This window comes from Pseudoalteromonas umbrosa, from assembly GCF_030125375.1.
GTDB lineage: Bacteria > Pseudomonadota > Gammaproteobacteria > Enterobacterales > Alteromonadaceae > Pseudoalteromonas > Pseudoalteromonas umbrosa.
The window spans coordinates 312,398-332,617 of the sequence record NZ_JASJUU010000003.1; the positions used below are offsets into that span (position 1 = coordinate 312,398).

The window sequence follows — 20,220 nt, forward strand, 5'->3', positions numbered from 1 at the left end:
TTTGCAGAATTATACCTTAATTTTAATGCCGTCTCTAATGGGTTTACTTTTAAGTAATTTAGCTGGTACGATGAGTTAAAAATAGCCTGTGCATATCATGATAAAGCAAGAGTCGATACAAGTACCAATATTTGATAAAAATGCTTCATTGCATCTTAGATATATTCATAACCCAGATAAACAAGGGCCTATTGTTTTATGTCTGCATGGTGCAATAGAAAATGGCAAAATTTTTTATACAAATTCAAATAAAGGCTTTGCGCCTTATCTCGCAGCACAAGGGTATAGGTGCTTTGTGTTGGATTTGCGTGGAAGAGGTGAAAGCGTACCCGCCATCGCGTCAGGACATGACTATGGTCAGACTGAGTCAATTACAGAAGAAGTACCAGCGGTACTCGAGTACATAACAAAAAAATTCGGTGAGCGGCCGCACTATTGGGTTGCGCACTCTTGGGGCGGAGTTATCTTGAATAGTGTGTTTGCCCGCTATCCAGATGAAATCAACCATGTACGAGCTTGCGCCTATTTTGGCTCTAAGCGAAGCCTACACAATAATCACCCTGAAAAATTGCTCAAAGCAAACCTGATGTGGTTTTGGCTTGCACATTATTACGTAAAAAAACATGGCTTTTTACCGGCGAAAAAGCTTCGTTGGGGCGCCGATAGCGAGACAATAAAGTCACACGCGCAAAGCGCACAATGGGCAAAAATTAGCCCTTGGGTAGATAGCGATGATAACTTTGATTATGGCCAAGCTTTGTGTGGACTATCCCTTCCACCTACGCTGCATATAGCGGGAGTAAGTGACAAGGCTTTGGCTCAGCCAATCGATATTGAAATGTTTATGAAAGAGTCAGGAGGGGGCGTTCAGAAATTAAATATTTATGGAAAAAGATATGGTCACACTCATAACTATGGCCATATCGATATGCTCACTCATCCAAATGCCTTGCAAGACCAATTTAAAGATGTTCTCAATTGGTTTCAGCGTTATAACAGCTAAAGCTAATAGCAGCCGGTACTTTATTCAGGCTGCGTGAGCTCTTTTTCTATCTCTTTTTCAAAGGCTTGCCAGCGGTTTAATGATCGGTTATGGATTGGCTGCCGTACTTGAGTTTTACTCAGTGTTGAGACCTTGCTGCGACTTTTATAAAACTCCATACATTCGGGTTCATACTTTAGATAAATAAAGTTAAGAATTTTCTGAATGGTGCGCTCTGGATCATCAATTAGCTTCTCATAGCTAACATTGAATACATTTCTTTTTAGATGTGATGAAAAGTGGAACATCACTTGTTGTTCAATTTCAGAGTAAAGCTTGAACTCGGGCAGAGAACAAAAGTAGGGTTCATTTTCTGCAAAATGGTTACTGTAAACCGACCAAGCATTAGCCATAAAATCACGTGTTAAATGGATGATTCTGGCGTTTGGGAATATTCTGTAAATCAACCCAATGTTCTGAAAGTTTGCCGGAAGCTTGTTGATAACAGCTTCTTCTTGAACTCTGCTTTTCTTGATTTCATCTACGTAAACACTGCGGCAGTAATCAAGCATTGAAGTGGATGGTTCATAAATACAATCTGGAAAAGGGCGTTCAGTTCGCATTTCAAGGTATGGCACTATTTTGTCACTGAGCACTATACTTTCGCCAATTGTGCCGACTTGGCTATGTTGTGTCAGGATTTGCTCAAGCAGTGTAGACCCCGTTCTGGGCAATCCAACTATGAACACAGGTGTGAACGTTGATTTTACTTTATCTGTTGGTTTTGAGAAAAAGTCCTCATCACAAGTGGCTAATAAACGGTTATAGAATGGCAGCATATCTGCTGTTCTAAATTCGCATTGTGTCAGCTGTAGTTCATTGGCTTTTTTATAATATTCAAATGCTTCTTTATTGTCGCCCAGTGCTTGATGTGCAGTTGCAAAGGCGTGGTAGGTAACAATTTGAAATTTTGGGTGCTCAAACTTACCATCAAATCTCTCTAAACGTGCCATTAAATCTGGGATCTCAGAGGAAGAGGCCAATTGCAAGAGCTCAAAAATCATAAATACAGAAACACCAGACTCTGGACATTCAAGCCCTTTTTTAAAAACTTGATAAGCGTTATCTATAAAACCATGATCTAAATAGAACTGACCAAGGTGATAGTGTATTTGGGCGTTATGTCTGGCAACACTCAAGGCGTATTCAAGAACGGTTTTTGCGTCAACGGGCGATCCAACGGCAATAAATGCATCAGCCAAAGCATATAAAGGGTCGAGCATTTTAGGTAGATGCTCGCACGCCCTTTTTAGATAGTATATTGCGTTATCATATTGTTCTAAACGCATACATATACGACCTAAGCCAAATAGGGCTTTGCCATTGGTGGGGTTTTGTTTAAGCACTTGCTTAAACATAAACTCGGCTTCTCTGAGCCTGTTTTCTAGCAGTAGTTCTGTTGCGCGATCTAAAAGTAACATGTTAATCAGCAGTTTATTTTAATAATAAAAATAAAAAGAGGAAATAGCTATTGCTAATTCCTCTTTTGCTCTGGGTTACAGTAAAAGTTTAGAACGTATAAGTTGCTTTGACGTAATAGAATCCACCATTAATGCCAAATGGTGATGTTTCATAATAGACACCGCCCCATGTGTTTGATGGCGTAAGTTCAGTTGCGCCTTCTTCAGCGAAATTAATGACTTTTTCAGCATCTTGGTCAAATATATTATTTGCACCAACTGTAAGGCTAATGTTTTCTGTCGCGTAATATGTCAACTCAGCATCAAATGTAAAGTTTGGATCTGCCATGATTGCAGTCGCATCATAGTCTACATGTACGCCTTGATATTCGCCAAAGTAGTTATAACGAATAAAGCCTGAGAAGTCTTCCCACTGCTGAGTCCATGTATAAGTTGCTCTATGTTGAGGTAAATCATTCTCCAAACGTTTTACTTTGAAAGCACCTGTGATAGCAGAAAACTTGTCTACTTCAGTTTCATTCCAGTTATAGGCCATGCTGAAAGTTGCAAAGCCGCCTAACAAGTCCATAGAGTAGTTCGCAACTACATCAACACCTTGTGTTGTTGTGTCGAAGTCATTTGTGAAGAAAGACACCTGTGCGATGCTATCTACATTAGGGACACCATCGGCTTTAAGTGCTTCTTTTTGTGTTGGTGTTAGATTAATTTTTTCAGATTGACTGAGCCTATCCTCTACCTGAATATTGTAGTAGTCGATGGTTAAGAATAAGTCGCCTGTTTGGTATACAAAACCGAGTGTGTAACTTTCAGACTCTTCAGGTTGTAATTCCGTACCGCCTAAGATCTCTGATACAGGGTTTGTAGGCGGTAGTAGGGCTGAATCAACCAGTACACCGCTGCTCAGGTTTGTTTGTACGTTACTCACATTAGCTTGGCCAACGGTTGGTGCTCTGAAGCCGGTACTCACAGAGCCTCGTACTGATAGGTCATCGGTCAGTTGATATTGACCCATGATTTTAAAGTTGGTTGTAGAGCCGAATGAATCGTAATCTTCAAATCTGAGTGCCCAACCCATTAAAAACTCTTCAGTGAATGGGGTTTCTACGTCCACATATGCAGCATAGTTACGGCGAGAAAATTCGCCTGCAGCTGCAGGTTGGAAACCTGGGAAACCGTTCGAGCCAATACCAAACCCTTGCTGAGTTAGCGGTCCGGCAATAAATGACGCTTCATCACCAGCGATGACTTCGAAAGTCTCTTCGTGCCACTCTAGGCCTGTTGCTACATTTACTTCATACGCCAAACCAAAATCAAACTCTTTAGATACATCCAAATTGAAATTTTTCTCTAGTTGGATATATTTACCTGGACTGAACTCCATCGGTGTTTCGGCGCCTAGGGAGGCATTTACCGTATTGGTGATGAAATAACGGGATTCATTTCGACCAACGGAGCCACTTATATCGTAGTAGCCGCCTTCCATAAAGCCTTCTGTGAATTCACCTTTTGTTCCAATCGTAAGAGATGTATCGGTAATGTTACCGCCAAAGTTTGGAGTGAAACCACCAGGTAAAATTTCATTGAAAGCAAAACAGTTTCTACCGAGTTCGGTATCGGCTGCGATTTGTTGATAAGCGAGTATGTTTGCAACATTATGGATGCGATTACCGTCGGCATCTTTCAAATTTACTGTAGGGCAGCCAATTCCTGTGTCTAAACCATCGAGGTCAGCAACAAGTAAAGTATCTCCTCCATCGTTAGAATATACTTGGGGGCGAGTTTGTGGGTTACGATAATAGAACCCACCCTTTACATCGCGCTCTGAATAGTTACCAAACATATAAAACTCAGAACTGTTACTCAACTCGAGACCAACATTACCAAAAAGGGTAATGTCATCTTTTATCTCAGGTGCTCCCCAAATTTGCGCTGGATCTCTTACACCTTCTACATTAGCGTCAATATATGCTTGTGCGTCAGGTCGTTGCACGCTTCTACTGGTTGCATCAGCTTCTTTGTATTGAAAGCTTAAGTTTGCAAACCCCTGATCGGTAAATGGGAGACCAATATTACCTTCAAATGTCGTTGTATCGCCATCACCTTCGTAATACTCGCCCTGTTTTACAGAAAAACTACCGCCTTCTGACGCGTCTTTTAGCACAAAGTTCATAACGCCTGCGATCGCATCGGACCCATATTGTGCCGCTGCGCCATCACGAAGTACTTCCACTTGTTTGAGTGCAACACTTGGTATCACCGATATATCAGGGCCTTGCGCACCGTCATTAATGCCACCACCTAAAAAAGCGATGACAGATGAGCGATGTCTGCGTTTGCCGTTAAGTAAAATTAGAGTTGAGTCCGCGGGAAGTCCTCTAAGGTTAGCGGGACGTACTAAACTCGCCGCATCACTAATTGGGTTAGCATGGACATTGAGTGAGGGCACAGAACCTTTTAAAAGCTCAAGCATATCATCACCACCAGCTTTACTGAGTTCATCACCACCTATAATATCAATTGGTACCGGCGACTCGCCAATTGATCTAGGCGCCGCTCTTGAACCAACCACGGCAATTTTCTCTATATCTTTGTTTGCACCCTCTTCTCTTGCATCTGCTTGGGCGCTAAATGCAAGTATGGCAGTGGTCGCTGCAGTAGTAGAAATAGCAAATTGAATCGCTTTTCTTAGTTTGCATCTCTGTAGTTTCATCCTGTTTCCCCAGTTATTCTAAACTTATTTTTTGTAAACCAAATTGCAATGTGTAGCCACATGATTTCATTTTAAGTTAATCAAATAGTTAACACGTTTATAAAAATAGCACTCAATTTTTTAAGTTCAATCTTTTGATTGATTTAATTGCATTTATTTATAAATTTTTGAGGTTCTATACTAAATTTAGCTAGGATGTAGTAATTTTATGTTATTTATATAGGTACTAAGGCTCATGTAGAATAAAATATAAATCTGTTGCACACTTTCACTGCAATGGTTTTATTAAGAAAATTGAAATTGCCAAGATTGGCTATAGTGGTGATGTTAAAAAGGTTAATGGGTTGTTTTGTTGTTTTTGTTATCTTTAAACGAGGCTATTTTGGACCAAATATCTACACGATTTTTGTAGAGAACTTTGCTAGAATGATGGTAAATAAGCTGATTTTGGATATCAATGCGGTTAATAAAAGTCGTGCACAAGGCACCTATTCGGGTGGTACGGATAAGCAGAAAAAGGCAAAGGTTAAGGATCAAACGCTCGTTGATTGCGCTGAAAGGGGCACTTGCTCAAGAAAAGCAAGAAACGGAAGAGATGCTTGATATTTACAAGCGCTACACGCTAGGAAATGCTTCAAAATCAGAGTTAAGAGTAGCCAATAAACAGTTTGTCGACGTTTTAAAGGGGCTAGGACTTGGCATTTTTGCTATTTTGCCATTTGCTCCCATTACTATACCTTTAATTATCGCATTGGGTAATAAGTTTGGGGTAGAAGTACTACCGAGTTCATTTGCGGTGAAAAAAGAAGAAAAAAGAAAATAAAAGTTATCGAGCGTTATTCAATGCCACGCTTATTCAATACTTTACACCAAGCCTCCATAATTATAGAAAAAACTTACCCTTATGACGGTGAATTGTGTCTCAGTTATTGATATCCTTGAGTCAATACAACTTAGAATAAGAGGCACGTATGAGTACTTTACTCGTTCATTCCCAGGAAGGAACACCAGTCCATTTAACTACAGAGTCACAACTTGAAAGCTGGTTGTTAGAAAATGCACAAACGACTAAAAGTTTTGTATTGTCAACACGTCAAGAGGGGCAAAATGTATTGTTGGTCCCGGATTTGGAAAGTGGAGCATTATCAAGTGTTGTCTGCGTAGTTGAATCACTTGATGATCAATGGCTAGCTGGTGATCTTGCTAAACAATTACCAAAAGGCCTATATCAGTTTGTTGGTAGTGAAGAATTAGTTGAAAGAGCTGCTACCAGTTACGTCCTTGGGGCATATAAATACAGTGCGTACAAAAAAACCGCCCCTATTCAAGCAAAGCTAGCCATATCACAAGAGAGCCTGTTTAAAAAAGTATCGGATATCACTACGGGTATATATTTGGTTCGTGATTTGGTGAACACGCCAGCTGCCGACATGATGCCTCAGCATTTGGCAGAAACATTTATTGAACTCAGCGAGCAGTTTGGTGGTGAATTTAAACAGCTTATAGGTGATGAGCTTCTAGAGCACAACTATCCGACTATTCATATGGTTGGTCGTGCAAGTGATAACAAGCCTCGTTTGTTAGATTTAACTTGGGGTGACGAAAATGCACCCAAGCTCACATTAGTGGGCAAAGGCGTGTGTTTTGACTCTGGTGGTTTGGATCTTAAACCTGCTGCTGGCATGCGAAATATGAAAAAAGACATGGGTGGGGCAGCGCATGTTCTTGGGTTGGCACATATGATTATGGCTGCAAACCTACCTGTAAGATTACGTGTACTAGTCCCTGCGGTTGAAAATGCAGTGTCAAAAAATGCGTTTAGACCAGGTGATGTGATCGTTACGCGTAAAGGGATCACAGTGGAAATTGACAATACAGATGCTGAAGGGCGTTTAGTGTTGTGTGATGCTTTGGCTGAAGCACAGAATGAAAAGCCAGATCTTTTAATTGATTTTGCAACACTGACAGGTGCTTGTCGAATCGCCTTGGGTACCGAGTTACCGGGTTTTTATAGTACAGATCAAAAGATTGCTAACGATATCATTGCTGAGGGAATAGAGTTAAATGACCCAGTATGGCAACTACCGTTATTTGATCAATATAAAGGTTTGTTTAAAAGCGATATTGCGGATATCGCAAACTGTGGTTCAACGCCTTTTGGTGGCTCTATTACTGCTGCGTTATATCTTAAGGAGTTCGTTGAACCAGAAAGCACACCTTGGCTTCACTTTGATGTTATGGCGTGGAACGTTCGTCATTTACCGGGTCGTCCAGTAGGCGGTGAAGGTTTAGGCTTGAGGGCTACATTCTCTTATTTGCAAAAGCGTTTTGCTTAGTAAAAATTAAAAAAACGGCTCAATTGAGCCGTTTTTTATTATGCAGATTTTACAGGGATATTTGAAAGCAATGCTTTCATTTGCTCCCAGTATAACCCTACAGAGTCAATATGTACTTTTTCATCTGGAGAATGAGGAAATTTAATAGTTGGGCCAAATGAAATCATATCCATGTCTGGATAAGGTTCTTTGAAAAGGCCACACTCCAACCCAGCATGAATCACCATGATGTCAGGTTTTTTGCCGTAAATTCCTTCGTACATATCTCTGAAAATATGAATGAGTTCTGATTGTGGTTCAGGTTTCCAACCAGGATACGCACCGGAAAACTCAATTTTTGCGTCCGCAAGCTCAGCCAGTGAAGCAAGCGTACCTTCAACGTCCGTTCTACCCGAGTCAATCAAAGAGCGGATCAGACATAAAACTTCCACGCTGTTTTGCTCTGTGGTGATCACGCCAAGATTCAAAGAGGTTTCTACTACTCCCTGAATATCATCGCTCATTCTTACTACACCGTTAGGGCAAGCATTTAACAATGACAGCAATTGCTGTGTGCTTTTTGATGTCATAGGTGTTTGTGATGCTTCAACTTGTGTGGTGATAAAAGTGAGGCCAGTTTCAATTGCAGCAAGCTCTTGACGCATTAGCGTCTGTACTTCCTCAATACGCTCTGCCAATTGATTAATATCAGCATCTTGAATTGCAATCGTAGTGTAAGCTTCACGAGGAATTGCATTTCTTAGTGAGCCGCCTTTGAACTCAACAATTTGAAAATCAATACCACTGAGGTGGTGCTTTAATGTACGAGCTAATAGCTTGTTCGCGTTTGCACGCCCTGTATGAATGTCGACGCCTGAGTGGCCGCCTTTGAGGCCTTTGAGTGCGATTTCAACATAAACTTGCCCAGTTGCTTCAGTCTGCCTTTCGATATCGAGTGTCAGGCTAGCATCAATGCCGCCGGCGCAGCCCATATAGATCTCGCCCTCTTGTTCAGAGTCGGTATTTAGTAAAATTTCACCTTCCAACCAACCAGCCTCTAGACCAAATGCGCCGGTCATGCCAGCTTCTTCATCAACGGTTAAAATCACTTCTAGTGGGCCGTGTGCAATGTCATTTGAGGCTAAAACAGCCAAACAAGATGCCATACCAATACCATTGTCAGCTCCAAGCGTTGTACCATCAGCTGTCACCCAATCGCCATCGACGAAAGGTCTGATTGGATCTGTTACAAAATCATGATTAGTATCATCATTTTTTTGCGGCACCATGTCGATATGTGCTTGCAACACAACCGGTTTTCTATTTTCCATGCCTTCAGTAGCGGGTTTTTTGATGAAAACGTTACCTGTTTTATCTCTGCGAGTCGCTAAGTTTTGTGACGTTGCCCAGTCAATAATAAACTGTGCAAGTGCTTCTTCGTGCTTTGATGGGTGTGGGATTGAGCAAATTTGGTCGAAAAATTGCCATACGATTTGTGGTTCGAGTTGGCTGATCTCTGAATGAGGTTTAAACACCATATTCCCCTAATAACTAGCTTGTTGTCAGTAATTTGATTTAATAGCAAACATTGGTTGCTTTATAACAGCGTTCGTTGTGCGGTATGCAAAAGCAACCTCATATTAAGTTAAGACGTTTGAATGTCGTTAAAATAAGTATAAAGACGTCACTTCAGGTTATTTACATAAGACGATGAGATGCCCAAGGCATATAGTCTAACACGCTGTGGGAGGTATATTATCAGTTATTCGTTTCTATATCGAGCAGCAGCGTTGGCCGCTGCTCGGTTCACATTAACTCTCTTTTTGACAGGCTGCAACAGAATCACTGACAAGCTCTAAACCTGATTTTTCACAAGTCGGGAAGGTATATTCAGATGTTGAGATAGGAGTTACACGTTCGCCCCATTTGATGTAACTTGCAGCCCAAGTTAATCCTGCACCAAATGCTGCAGACATGATATTTGCGTGTGGTTTTATCATGCCTTGCTCAACAGCCTCACAGAGTGCTATCGCAATCGTTGCTGCTGATGTGTTGCCATAATTGTCAATATTGACCATGACTTTATTGTCGTCAATATCTAATTTCTTTTGAATAGCTTGTATTATTCTCAGGTTAGCTTGATGAGGGATCAACACATCAATATCTGCAAGTTGCAGGTTTGTTGTTTGTAGCACATCGTCACATGCTAAACTCATTCCGGTGACAGCACGTTTAAATATCTCTCTGCCTTCAAACAGCAAGTCTGATGGACCAACGGCTTCATACTTATTTAAATCCGTACCATAGTTGGTAATGTGCAATATATCTCTGTCCTCAGTGTCACACCCAGTTTTGGTACCCATTAAACCACTCGGCTCAGAGCTCGCTTCAAGAACAACTGCGCCTGCGCCATCTCCAAATAAAACAGCACTGTCTCTTTTAGCCCAGTTTACATACCAAGTCATACGTTCAGCTGCGACTACAACTGCCTTTTTAATCATGCCAGCTTGGATCTGAGCCGTTGCATTTTGTAAAGCATATAAAAAGCCAGAACATGCTGCATTTGTATCACATGCCGCAGCACCGATTGCGCCAATATTTTTTTGCACGAGGGAAGCGGTATTCGCAACCATGGTTGAAGGCGTACAAGTTGCAAGCAAAACAAGGTCAATGTCTTCGCCATCAATACCGGCACATGCAAGCGCATGCTTACTGGCGATTGTGGCTAGCTCAGCTGTACTTACATGACTTACTCGTCGTGAGCGGATCCCTGTACGCGTTGTGATCCATTCATCGGTGGTATCAACAATCGTGCTTATTTCATCATTGCTGATTGACGCTGGTGGTACTGCTTTACCCCAGCCGGTAATTTTGGCATATATCATAGTGTCTCTTTATCAAATCCGACCACTTGGTTAATTGCGTAGTTATAACAAACTATTGATTTTTACTCAAAGAATACCTTGTTGAATTAGCACATTTGACTAAAATAAAATGAGAAACAGGTCAGATATCAGTTGTTTATGACTCAGAAAATCACTCAAGAATTACTTGATGAACTTGTATCTTTAGAGCGGCTTTTACTTGAACCTCATGTAAGAGAATCTAAAGAACGCTTATCTTTGTTGTTGGATGATGACTTTTACGAAATATCTGCGAACGGCTTACTCTTCGACAAAAGACATGTTCTGGCAAGGTTACCTTGTGAAAAAGTGCCTCAATTTTACAATCAAGATTTCAGAGGGCAGATGTTATCTGAAACAATCGCACAGTTAACTTACCATGCAGCGTATAGAAAAAATGCATACAGCAATTTGCAGTTTTCATTAAGAATGTCATTATGGCGCGACATAGGCTCGGGTTGGCGATTGTTATTTCATCAGGGGACACCCTGCCCAGAGTTTGCTTTGAGATATGATTGAGTTTACAAAAGCACGCCTATTATCTTTAAGTTAGGTTGTTGTTCGGGTAAAGTACGCGCATCTTCTATCTTTGGCTCGTCTTATGGTTATCGCTTTTTCTCCTCAATCCGCGCTTGGTCAGTTATTACTACTCCGCTCCATAGCCATCGTGTTGCAACTTGTTTTAGTTTTGATTGCAATTTTACTGCTGGATAAAAGTATCCCACATCAACCTGTTTTTTCGGTCATTGCGTTAGAGTCGTTGTTTCAGTTGATCAGCATTCTTATGTACCGTCGCAGTCGAGAAATATCTGAAAGAGCGATGACTCTGCAGCTTATGGCTGACATTGTTTTCTTATCTGTTTTGCTTTCTTTTTTAGGTGGTGCGAGTAACGCCTTTGTCTCACTATTGTTATTACCTTGTATTATTGCAGCAGTAACCGTATCAATTGGGTACGTTGTATTTGTGTCAGTGAGTGCTTTAGCTGCTTATGGATATTTGTACGTAGCAGTAACTATGCCTATGCATCATCATGGGATGCACATGGGAGAGCATTTACTTGGGATGTTCGTAAACTTTGTATTTATGGTCGTTGTGACGGTTGGTGTAGTCGCTTTATTAGTTAAAAGGATCAGAGAAAGAGAAGCATTACTTGCAAAAACCAGAGAGAAGCAATTACAACAGGAACAACTTTTGGCTTTAGGCAGTGCAGCGGCACAAGTCACTCATCAATTGGCAACACCTATTGCGCACCTGAATCTATTATTAGAAGAGTTACAAGAAGACTTTCCAAAACACCCAGCTGTTGCTGAAATGAGTGAGCCAATACAACAGTGTCGTAAACAATTAGATAGTTTTCGAGAGCAGACTGAGCTTCTAAAGCTAAAGCGTCAAGAAAAGTCACAATCGACTCAATTTGTTTTAGAGCAACTTGAAGAGCTTATGACATTGCAATACCCGGGACAGTCTCTGTTGGTGTCGGAGAAAACCTCAAGTGTAGACATTGATGGTGACCCAATGTTGGTTCCCTCGTTACTTAATTTAATAGTAAATGCAGCGAAAGCTAATGAGCGTGCAGACAAGCACCAAATCGAGCTGAGCGCGTTTTCTGAAGCGGGTAAATGGTATTTAACAATCAAAGATCAAGGTAGAGGAATCACACAGAAAAAACTAGATGATCTCGGTAAGTCTGTTGTTGAAAGTGATACAGGTTTTGGGATGGCTTTATTATTAACTCATGCGACTTTAGAAAGAGTCAACGGTGAGCTGCATCTTGAAAACTTAAGCGAGGGCGGTGTGTTATCTACAGCTATATTACCAATCGTGGGTGAGTTATGAAGTTATTGATAATCGAGGATGATATTGCCTTTTCTAATACGCTGGCAAGGCGAATGTCCAAAATGGGCTTTGAGTGTCAAATAGTTAATCGAGAGGAAGAGATAGTTTCTCATTGCGAAACTTTTCTACCGGAGTATGTGCTGTTAGACATGAAACTAGAGCACTCGTCAGGGTTACAGCACATTGGCGCAATTAGGCAAGTATTATCCAGCGCAAAGATAGTTTTACTTACAGGCTTTGCAAGTATTGCTACTGCGGTTGAGGCCATTAAGCTCGGCGCTGATGATTATTTAACAAAGCCCGCTGATACTAAGTTGATTGCGAAAAAGCTATTGGGTGAAGATGTGGTGATTGCAGACACATTTGAATCTACCATGTCACCAGAGCGGCTAGAGTGGGAGCATATACAACAAACCTTGCAGGCAAATGATGGGAATGTCTCCGAAACAGCTCGCCAGCTAAACATGCACAGAAGAACATTGCAGCGAAAACTACAGAAAAAACCTGTATCTAAATAACCTACTGATACACATATATTGCCCTATTGATAGATTTTAACTAAATTGAAAATAGTGAAACAATGGGGCAGTGCTCATGTATGTATATGACATCAATATAATTGCGGTACTACTTGCTGCACTCAGTTCTTTTCTGCTCGGTGGGATATGGTATTCGCCATTATTGTTTCAACGCACATGGCTTGAGGGAGCAGGTTTAACTGAACTTGATTTGAAAGCGGCGAATCATAAAGCCATTTTCTTGGGCTCATTTTTTTTAAGTTTTGTTGCGTCCGTTGCAGTAGCCACCTTGGTAGACAAGGGGGCAACTGTAATAGATACCATGTCGTTTGGATTATTTATTGGTATATTGTTTGTGGCAAGCTCTTTTGGTGTGAGTTACTTGTTTGAACAAAGGCCGCTTAAATTATTTCTGGTGAATGCTGGCTATCACACGTTACAATTCACGCTAATTGGGTTTGTGATAGGGAGTTTAAACTAATTGGCAAAACCGAACAAAAAAGGCCCTGTTAGAACAGTTGACATCTTTTGCGCAAATTGTAAAGCAAAGCTTTTCAAATACCGAAAAGGCGGAAAGGGCAGCTTAATAAAGTGTTTTATTGAGCGTATTAGTGTAGATCACACCAATAATCAGACTCATTGTCCCGAGTGTGAGCAGGAATTTTCCCGTAAAACTTTGATTAGGGGGGCACCCGCACTGAAAATTGTTGGCAATAAGGTGACTTTTAAATAACACCCTTATCGATAAGGACAATTATCCTGTTTTCTCGTCTCTATTTTTAAGATACTTACAAAGTTTGTGCTGTTTCAACGATTGAAAGTCACCCTACCCATGGAAAAGGGCCAGCGTGTTTGGGTGAGTATCCACAAAGATATATGGACAAAAACATGATTGATATTTTATTTGATGTAATTGGTATGACTGGTACTTTTCTAGTAGTTGGCGCATTCTTTTTGCTACAGCTTGAAAAAGTCACGCCAGATGGCCTCAAATATAACCTCATGAACCTTTCTGGTGCAATATTGCTACTTATCAGTTTGTGCTATAACTTCAACCTTGCAAGCTTTGTGATTGAGCTATTCTGGATAGTCGCTTCACTCATCGGTTTGTATAAGTATTTCAAGGCAAAGAGATTACAAGCGGCATAAAACTTAAGTAAAAACTTGCACAGTTACATTTCATGCGTATTATTTAGATGTATGAACGGTAACTGTGTAAGCAAAATTGAGTGATTTTAATCGCTTAAATTGAGCTTGTTACGGTATCAGTAGCCAGGCTCGATATGAAAAAAACAATTCCGCTGATCTTTTTATTTTCTTTTTGCTTAAGTGCAGCCGCTTCTCAAGATGAGTTGTTTGAATTGAGCTTTGAAGAGCTACTTGATGTTAACATCACCCTAGCGACTAAAACCGTTGAAACTCCCACATCAGTTCCATCCAGTACCACCGTCTTTAATCGTCAACATATTCAATTATTAGGTGTTGCTAATGTATATGAGCTCATGAATTTTGTGCCCGGTATGCAGTCAACCCGCGGCGATTGGGTCGGCGCGGTGCCAAAAGAGCACGCGCGCGGTATTTACCTCGATAGCGGCAACGTACTTGTCATGCTTAATGGACAGCGACTCAATGATGCATCATTCGGTAAAGCTTCTGTCTATGCACCATTTATCCCAGTAGAAATCATTGAAAGAGTTGAGTTTATAAGAGGCCCTGGTTCTGCACTTTACGGAAGTAATGCCTTTTTAGGTGTGATGAACATAGTAACCAAAAAGGGTGCTAATCAGGTTATGGCCGCAGTCGGTGATAATGGAATGTATCAAGGTGCTGTGAGCTTACATAAAGCATTTGATAATGGCCTAACAGTTCAAGCAAATACATCTTTATATCGAGATGACGGAGATAAGTATTTTGAAGCTCAGGTGAGAGATCCTGTTGATGGTCGGTTTCTTGAGATTGAATTCAATTGGGATAATTGGCGATTTGCCATTCATAATACAGAGACTCGCTTAGATGAGTTTATTAACTTATCAGGAGAATCGAAAGATAATCGTCACACTAGTCGAAATCTAGGTGTGCAATTAGAAGTTAATTCTTCATGGCATAATTCGATCACCAATACCACTCGGTTGGATTTTATTAAACACGATATTAAAAGTGCGGGCCTCATTGCCAGTGCAGAAGTTCTCCAGTTAGAAAATGGTTTTTTTGTCGGGCCTCGTTGGCAATCAAGAGATTTAACTTTAAATAGTGAAACTGTGTATACATACGATGAGTCACTTAATGTCATTTTTGGGGCTGAATACTCTTGGGAAGAGCAGTCTCGAGCAGATGTGTACACTAATTATTATAATGCTGAGACAGGGCAAATCTTTGTCGATGAACCTTACTTTTTAGGCGGCCTTCAAGTGATCAGTAATCATGAACCATTTAAACCGCTTGAGGCGAGTTTTGATTCTTATGCGGTGTATACGCAATTAAAATATGTACTGAGTGAATCAATTACCATGTTTACAGGTTTGCGTTATGACGATGTGGTAGATATAGATCGAAAGCTTTCGCCTAGGTTGGCGCTGATATATCAGTTTAATCCGGTGCATACATTCAAGTTACAATATGGTGAGGCATTTAGGGTACCAGTAAGCAATGAGCTATATTCCAATGATGAGGTGACATCAGGAAATCCAAGCTTGAAAGCTGAATATCTAAAAACGACGGAATTGGTTTGGCATGCTAAGAATAATAATTGGCAAATTGATTTAGTTTTGTTTGATAATGAACTGGAAGACTTTATTAATTTAATTCCCGTTGATGAAGCGCAATCTCGTTTTACTTTTGATAATGTATTTGAAACCAGTATGCAAGGCTTGGAGTTTAGTGGTACTTTGCATATAAGCGATAATACTTGGCTTTCTAGTACGTTTACACAGTATATAGACTTACCTTTTAATCCGAGTTACAAAAAGTTTGGTTCACTAGTGTTTAATCATCGCCATGGTGATATACAGTACTCTTTCAACGGCATTTGGCGAGATAGTATTACTGTTATTCCAGCGGTGCTTCCAGATGACCCAGAATTCTCTCCTTATCATCAGCCTAGCCACTGGCTTTTTGGTTCAACCGTGAGTTGGAAAGTTGATGAAAAACAAGGTGTAGCATTGCAAGTGCAAAACTTGTTTGATAAATCAACTGATGCGTTTGATCCTAGAAGGTACGATGGAAGAGTGCCCCAAAAAGGGCGTCAAATTAGGCTACGTTACACTTATGACTTTTAATGTTTGGTTTGAGCAAAGGAACCAAATCGGTATATTCTTAGAACTGGAAAGTTAAATTAAAAACTTTATCGCAGATCAGGTTTATTACCCCGCACATATTTAATTAGAACCCCCATATTAGATTTTATAACACGTAATTATTCTAACTTTGTAACTATGTATGTAGTGCTTTGTTTACATTTCTTTATTGCACAATGTGTAGCTTATCTAATATTTTTTATAACTATATGATTATTTTGATTAAAAAAAAATAGAACGCAAAGGTGTGATTTGTGTAAATAAAAGGTTTATTTTTTGTTTTATTTGGCTAGTCTCAACTATGCATCCAACACAGGTGCACATTCAGAATCTGGATGTAAAAACACACAATCAAGGAGCATAAAGTGAAACTACATAAAATAACGACATTATCTCTCGCCACACTCGCGATATTAAGTTGCGCTGTGAATGCCGCTCAAAAGCAATATTTAAACCAACAAAACAATTTAAATATGATGCTGAAATCAGGCTCAATGAGCGTTTTATCAGCCCCAGCAGAGCAAATAATAGGCCTTTCATCAGCAGACGCGCTCAAACTTTTAAAAACGTTCAAACACAAAAACGGTGCGACAACTTATCGCTACCAGCAATTACACCAAGGTTTGCCTGTGATAGGCGATACAGTCAGTCTGACATTTGACAAGCAGGGGCTTTTGAAACACGCACACGGGGCGGCTGTTTATGGCATTGCGGGAGATGTGTTGTCAACAAAACCATCCTTGGCAGTGGAGCAGGCTAAAACGATGTCAACTGAGTCGATAGCTTCGTTGCAAAAGGGAAAAGACAAGTTTCATGAGACTGATAGACTAGCTATTTGGATTGATAGCAACAACCAAGCGCGCCTAGTGTATGAGTTGTCGCATGTGACGTATGGTGAACACCCTTCAAGACCTTACCAAATTGTTGATGCGAATACAGGTGAAGTTTTAGTCACCTATGACAACATTCAACACGCAAATGCAACGGGTCCAGGGGGCAACCAAAAAACAGGCAAGTATCAATATGGCACAGATTATGGCCATTTAAATGTTAGCCAGTCTGGCAATACATGCACCATGAACAATGCCAATGTAAAAACCATTCACTTAAATCACGGAAGCAGTGGTTCAAGTGCGCACAGTTTTACGTGTCCTGAGAATACGGTTAAAGAAATAAATGGTGCATATTCTCCACTTAATGATGCGCATTATTTTGGTAATGTGGTATTTAATATGTACAGTGATTGGCTTGGTACAGCACCACTTAGCTTCCAATTACAAATGCGCGTTCACTATAGCAATAATTATGAAAATGCTTTTTGGGATGGTCGGTCGATGACATTTGGTGATGGCAAAGATCGTTTTTACCCATTGGTAAGCTTAGACGTGTCCGCACATGAAGTAAGTCATGGCTTTACAGAGCAAAATTCAGGACTGATTTATCGTAACAAATCTGGTGGTTTGAACGAGGCATTCTCAGATATGGCCGGTGAAGCTGCTGAGTATTATATGAAAGGCAGCAATGACTGGCTGGTAGGTCAAGATATCTTTAAAGGCAGTGGTGCACTGCGATATATGAACGACCCGACAAAAGATGGTCGCTCTATTGACCATCAGTCAAACTTCACCTCTGGTATGGACGTGCACCACTCATCGGGTGTGTTTAACAAAGCTTTTTACCACCTTGCAACGACAACAGGGTGGGATACTAAAAAGGCATTTGTTGTGATGGCTAAGGCAAATCAGATGTACTGGACAGCAAGCACTGATTGGGATTTAGCAGGTAACGGCGTGATGGATGCTGCATGTGACTTAGGTTACAACCCCGATGATGTGAAAGCAGCGCTTGCACTGGTCGGCGTAAACTCTCAGTTAAGTTCTGGAAGTAGCTGTGGCACACCGCCAACAGATGAAGCGTTGACCAATGGCGTTGCAAGAACCGGGATCAGTGGCAGTGCCAAATCTCAACAGTTTTTCACCTTGGATGTACCTGCAAATGCAAGCAACCTCAAGTTTGTGACAACGGGCGGCACAGGTGATGCAGATTTATATGTTAAATTTGGTAGTCGACCAACTTTGCAGTCATATGACTGCAAGAGCACAACGTCTACAAGTGCTGAGTCATGTTCAATAGCAGCTGTACAAGCAGGTACTTATTTTGTGATGGTTGAAGCTTGGAACCAAATCTCAGGAGTTTCCCTGACTGGCAGCTATTCAGATGGAGGAAGCACAACTCCTCCGATTGATAGAACTGAGAGCAACATTTCAGTATCTACTGGTCAGTGGGCGAGATACACTCAATCACTCGGTGCTGGCTACTCGAATTTGACGGTGACGATTTCTGGCGGGTCTGGCGATGCTGATCTGTATGTGAATTTTGGCTCTGCCTCTTCTACTACAACATATCAATGCCGCCCATACAAAAATGGTAACAGTGAGACCTGTACATTTACCAATCCACAATCTGGTACATGGCACATAGACTTGCGCGGTTATAGTAATGCAAGTGGTGTTAGTTTAAATATTAAAGCCAACTAACACATATCAACAAAAGGCGGCAATGTGTCGCCTTTTACTTAAACTGCCCAAAGGAACAACTATGCGTACAAACACTTATTTATGTTTGTTGACGTGTCTGACTTTCCCTTGTTTATCAAATGAAGTATCTGAAAAAAAATGGATTACATTAGGCGCGACAGCAAGTCATCATTACCAGCTAGAAAACTCGGTTAAAGGCCGCTCTTACGTTCAATCAAAGAGTGACAATTCATACGTTGATTTACTTTTGATGAATGAAGCGGAGCATGTACATGTTAGTCACTTTATGCATGATAATTATCATCGCTGTGGCGGGTTTGTATTACATGAAAGTAAAAACGAGGCATTAGAATATCTGCGCATATTAGACTATGCACATAACAACCAGCCAGAACTTACGTACTCAATAGACAACGTTGATACTGTACAGGCCCTAATGAGTAAGGTGTCGACGACCGGTTTGGAGAGTACAGTTAGCGCTATGACGGCATTCTACAATCGATATTATACACAGCAATCTGGAGTAGATGCAGCTGACTGGGTGAAGCAGCACTGGATAGACTTGGCGCAAAGTCGCACGGATATAAAAGTGGAGTCTTACAATCACTCATGGCCACAGTCATCTGTAGTTGTCACTATTCCCGGCAACGAACTTAAAGATGAAATAGTGATTATTGGTGGGCACTTAGACTCTATTAATGGTTCTAACCCTAGCAGTGGAAAAGCGCCTGGAGCAGATGACAATGCTTCTGGTATAGCGGTGCTCAGCGAAGTACTTAAAGCCATTGTAGCGAGTAATTATAAACCAAAAAGAACAGTTCAAATTATGGGCTTTGCAGCGGAAGAAGTAGGGCTGAGGGGATCAAAAGCAATTGCCCAAGATTATAAGAGCTTAGGTAAGAACGTTGTGGGTATGGCGCAGTTTGACATGTCTGGGCATAAGGGGGGGCAGTATGACATTGTCTTTATTACAGACTACACAAACAGCAGTCAAAACACATTTATGAGCCAGTTGCTAGATACCTATCTCAGCAATGTTAATTATGGCTTTGATAGGTGTGGTTATGGGTGTTCAGATCATGCGTCATGGTATCAGCAAAGTTATCCCGCTTCTTTTCCTTTCGAATCCCGAATGAGAGAGTCCAATCGATTGATCCATACGTCAAATGATACTGAGTTTGATGCCAATCACTCAATAAACTTTGCCAAGCTAGCCAGTGCATATGTGGCGGAGCTTGCTAAAACGGCAGGCTCAGCACCGCCACCCACTGATCCAACGCCAATTCAGAAAAGTTACAACGACATCGCTGTGGCCCAAGGGCAATGGTGGCGTACAAGCTTGACTTTAGGAAGTGGATACAGCTCACTTATTGTGACCATCTCTGGCGGTACGGGTGATGCCGATCTTTATGTCAATTTTGGCAATCAGTCTACGACCTCTCAATATCGATGCCGACCTTATCGGTATGGCAATGAGGAAAGGTGCGAAATTACATCTCCAGAGTCTGGCCAGTGGTATTTTGATTTGAGAGGTTATACGCAGGCCTCAGGTGTTAATTTGAGCGTGAGTGCAAATTAATTAAGTGTGATGCTGTCTTTATGTGGCAGCATCACAAATTACCTATTTTATATATAGGTAACTAA

Annotated in this window: 16 protein-coding genes; 12 read left to right on the plus strand and 4 right to left on the minus strand. The window is 41.0% G+C overall.

The genetic code is table 11. The annotated features are described in order from the left end of the window. Nucleotides 1-97 precede the first annotated feature (97 nt). A complete protein-coding gene (locus QNM16_RS11320; RefSeq protein ID WP_417709751.1) occupies nucleotides 98-1,003 on the plus strand; it encodes an alpha/beta fold hydrolase in 906 nt (301 codons plus the stop codon). Nucleotides 1,004-1,023: 20 nt separating this feature from the next. Here the strand turns inward: QNM16_RS11320 and QNM16_RS11325 are convergent, their stop codons facing one another. Together QNM16_RS11325 and QNM16_RS11330 are read right to left on the minus strand one after the other, a co-directional pair. Beyond that, the gene (locus QNM16_RS11325) at nucleotides 1,024-2,463 is read right to left on the minus strand and encodes a tetratricopeptide repeat-containing sulfotransferase family protein (RefSeq protein WP_284020588.1); all 1,440 of its coding nucleotides are present in this window, start codon (nucleotides 2,461-2,463) and stop codon (nucleotides 1,024-1,026) included. An 88-nt stretch (nucleotides 2,464-2,551) separates the two neighbouring features. Then, entirely contained in the window at nucleotides 2,552-5,173 is a 2,622-nt protein-coding gene (locus tag QNM16_RS11330; RefSeq protein ID WP_284020589.1) for a TonB-dependent receptor plug domain-containing protein, read from the minus strand. A gap of 457 nt (nucleotides 5,174-5,630) precedes the next feature. On the opposite strand from QNM16_RS11330, the gene QNM16_RS11335 reads away from it, so the two are divergent. Both QNM16_RS11335 and QNM16_RS11340 read left to right on the plus strand, forming a co-directional pair. Further along, entirely contained in the window at nucleotides 5,631-5,996 is a 366-nt protein-coding gene (locus QNM16_RS11335) for a hypothetical protein (RefSeq protein ID WP_284020590.1), read from the plus strand. Between the two features lie 148 nt (nucleotides 5,997-6,144). Beyond that, nucleotides 6,145-7,509, plus strand: a complete 1,365-nt coding sequence (locus tag QNM16_RS11340; protein ID WP_284020591.1) for a leucyl aminopeptidase family protein — start codon at nucleotides 6,145-6,147, stop codon at nucleotides 7,507-7,509. A gap of 38 nt (nucleotides 7,510-7,547) precedes the next feature. Here the strand turns inward: QNM16_RS11340 and QNM16_RS11345 are convergent, their stop codons facing one another. Then, nucleotides 7,548-9,023, minus strand: coding sequence for an aminoacyl-histidine dipeptidase (locus QNM16_RS11345; RefSeq protein WP_284021220.1), 1,476 nt, complete (start codon nucleotides 9,021-9,023; stop codon nucleotides 7,548-7,550). A gap of 276 nt (nucleotides 9,024-9,299) precedes the next feature. Continuing rightward, complete coding sequence (locus QNM16_RS11350; RefSeq protein WP_284020592.1) at nucleotides 9,300-10,373, minus strand: ketoacyl-ACP synthase III; 1,074 nt, start codon at nucleotides 10,371-10,373, stop codon at nucleotides 9,300-9,302. Nucleotides 10,374-10,511: 138 nt separating this feature from the next. Between QNM16_RS11350 and QNM16_RS11355 the strand changes: the two genes are divergently transcribed. The 9 genes from QNM16_RS11355 (at nucleotide 10,512) to QNM16_RS11395 (ending at nucleotide 20,155) form a co-directional block, all read left to right on the plus strand. After that, nucleotides 10,512-10,910 carry a nuclear transport factor 2 family protein gene (locus tag QNM16_RS11355; RefSeq protein ID WP_284020593.1) on the plus strand — a complete coding sequence of 133 codons (399 nt, stop codon included), beginning with the start codon at nucleotides 10,512-10,514 and terminating at the stop codon, nucleotides 10,908-10,910. Nucleotides 10,911-10,992: 82 nt separating this feature from the next. Then, nucleotides 10,993-12,228 (plus strand): sensor histidine kinase, encoded by a 1,236-nt coding sequence (locus QNM16_RS11360; RefSeq protein WP_284020594.1) that lies wholly within the window; start codon nucleotides 10,993-10,995, stop codon nucleotides 12,226-12,228. After that, nucleotides 12,225-12,746 carry a response regulator transcription factor gene (locus QNM16_RS11365; protein ID WP_284020595.1) on the plus strand — a complete coding sequence of 174 codons (522 nt, stop codon included), beginning with the start codon at nucleotides 12,225-12,227 and terminating at the stop codon, nucleotides 12,744-12,746. The genes QNM16_RS11360 and QNM16_RS11365 overlap by 4 nt, the downstream gene beginning before the upstream one ends. 76 nt (nucleotides 12,747-12,822) lie before the next feature. Further along, nucleotides 12,823-13,227 carry a DUF1761 domain-containing protein gene (locus QNM16_RS11370; RefSeq protein ID WP_284020596.1) on the plus strand — a complete coding sequence of 135 codons (405 nt, stop codon included), beginning with the start codon at nucleotides 12,823-12,825 and terminating at the stop codon, nucleotides 13,225-13,227. Next, complete coding sequence (locus tag QNM16_RS11375) at nucleotides 13,228-13,479, plus strand: hypothetical protein (RefSeq protein ID WP_284020597.1); 252 nt, start codon at nucleotides 13,228-13,230, stop codon at nucleotides 13,477-13,479. It abuts the gene before it with no gap. Between the two features lie 155 nt (nucleotides 13,480-13,634). After that, on the plus strand, nucleotides 13,635-13,895 hold the full coding sequence (locus tag QNM16_RS11380; protein WP_063363753.1) for a CBU_0592 family membrane protein: 261 nt from the start codon (nucleotides 13,635-13,637) through the stop codon (nucleotides 13,893-13,895). Between the two features lie 134 nt (nucleotides 13,896-14,029). Then, nucleotides 14,030-16,021, plus strand: a complete 1,992-nt coding sequence (locus QNM16_RS11385; RefSeq protein ID WP_284020598.1) for a TonB-dependent receptor plug domain-containing protein — start codon at nucleotides 14,030-14,032, stop codon at nucleotides 16,019-16,021. A 383-nt stretch (nucleotides 16,022-16,404) separates the two neighbouring features. Beyond that, nucleotides 16,405-18,576, plus strand: a complete 2,172-nt coding sequence (locus tag QNM16_RS11390; protein WP_284020599.1) for a M4 family metallopeptidase — start codon at nucleotides 16,405-16,407, stop codon at nucleotides 18,574-18,576. A 61-nt stretch (nucleotides 18,577-18,637) separates the two neighbouring features. After that, nucleotides 18,638-20,155 carry a M28 family metallopeptidase gene (locus QNM16_RS11395; protein WP_284020600.1) on the plus strand — a complete coding sequence of 506 codons (1,518 nt, stop codon included), beginning with the start codon at nucleotides 18,638-18,640 and terminating at the stop codon, nucleotides 20,153-20,155. Nucleotides 20,156-20,220: the final 65 nt, after the last annotated feature.

What these genes read in the sequence shown, in the direction of transcription:
- QNM16_RS11320 (WP_417709751.1), top strand. Translation starts at nt 98, where the DNA reads ATGATAAAGCAAGAGTCGATACAAGTACCAATATTTGATAAAAATGCT.
- QNM16_RS11325 (WP_284020588.1), bottom strand. Translation starts at nt 2,463, where the DNA reads ATGTTACTTTTAGATCGCGCAACAGAACTACTGCTAGAAAACAGGCTC.
- QNM16_RS11330 (WP_284020589.1), bottom strand. Translation starts at nt 5,173, where the DNA reads ATGAAACTACAGAGATGCAAACTAAGAAAAGCGATTCAATTTGCTATT.
- QNM16_RS11335 (WP_284020590.1), top strand. Translation starts at nt 5,631, where the DNA reads ATGCGGTTAATAAAAGTCGTGCACAAGGCACCTATTCGGGTGGTACGG.
- QNM16_RS11340 (WP_284020591.1), top strand. Translation starts at nt 6,145, where the DNA reads ATGAGTACTTTACTCGTTCATTCCCAGGAAGGAACACCAGTCCATTTA.
- QNM16_RS11350 (WP_284020592.1), bottom strand. Translation starts at nt 10,373, where the DNA reads ATGATATATGCCAAAATTACCGGCTGGGGTAAAGCAGTACCACCAGCG.
- QNM16_RS11355 (WP_284020593.1), top strand. Translation starts at nt 10,512, where the DNA reads ATGACTCAGAAAATCACTCAAGAATTACTTGATGAACTTGTATCTTTA.
- QNM16_RS11360 (WP_284020594.1), top strand. Translation starts at nt 10,993, where the DNA reads ATGGTTATCGCTTTTTCTCCTCAATCCGCGCTTGGTCAGTTATTACTA.
- QNM16_RS11365 (WP_284020595.1), top strand. Translation starts at nt 12,225, where the DNA reads ATGAAGTTATTGATAATCGAGGATGATATTGCCTTTTCTAATACGCTG.
- QNM16_RS11370 (WP_284020596.1), top strand. Translation starts at nt 12,823, where the DNA reads ATGTATGTATATGACATCAATATAATTGCGGTACTACTTGCTGCACTC.
- QNM16_RS11380 (WP_063363753.1), top strand. Translation starts at nt 13,635, where the DNA reads ATGATTGATATTTTATTTGATGTAATTGGTATGACTGGTACTTTTCTA.
- QNM16_RS11385 (WP_284020598.1), top strand. Translation starts at nt 14,030, where the DNA reads ATGAAAAAAACAATTCCGCTGATCTTTTTATTTTCTTTTTGCTTAAGT.
- QNM16_RS11395 (WP_284020600.1), top strand. Translation starts at nt 18,638, where the DNA reads ATGCGTACAAACACTTATTTATGTTTGTTGACGTGTCTGACTTTCCCT.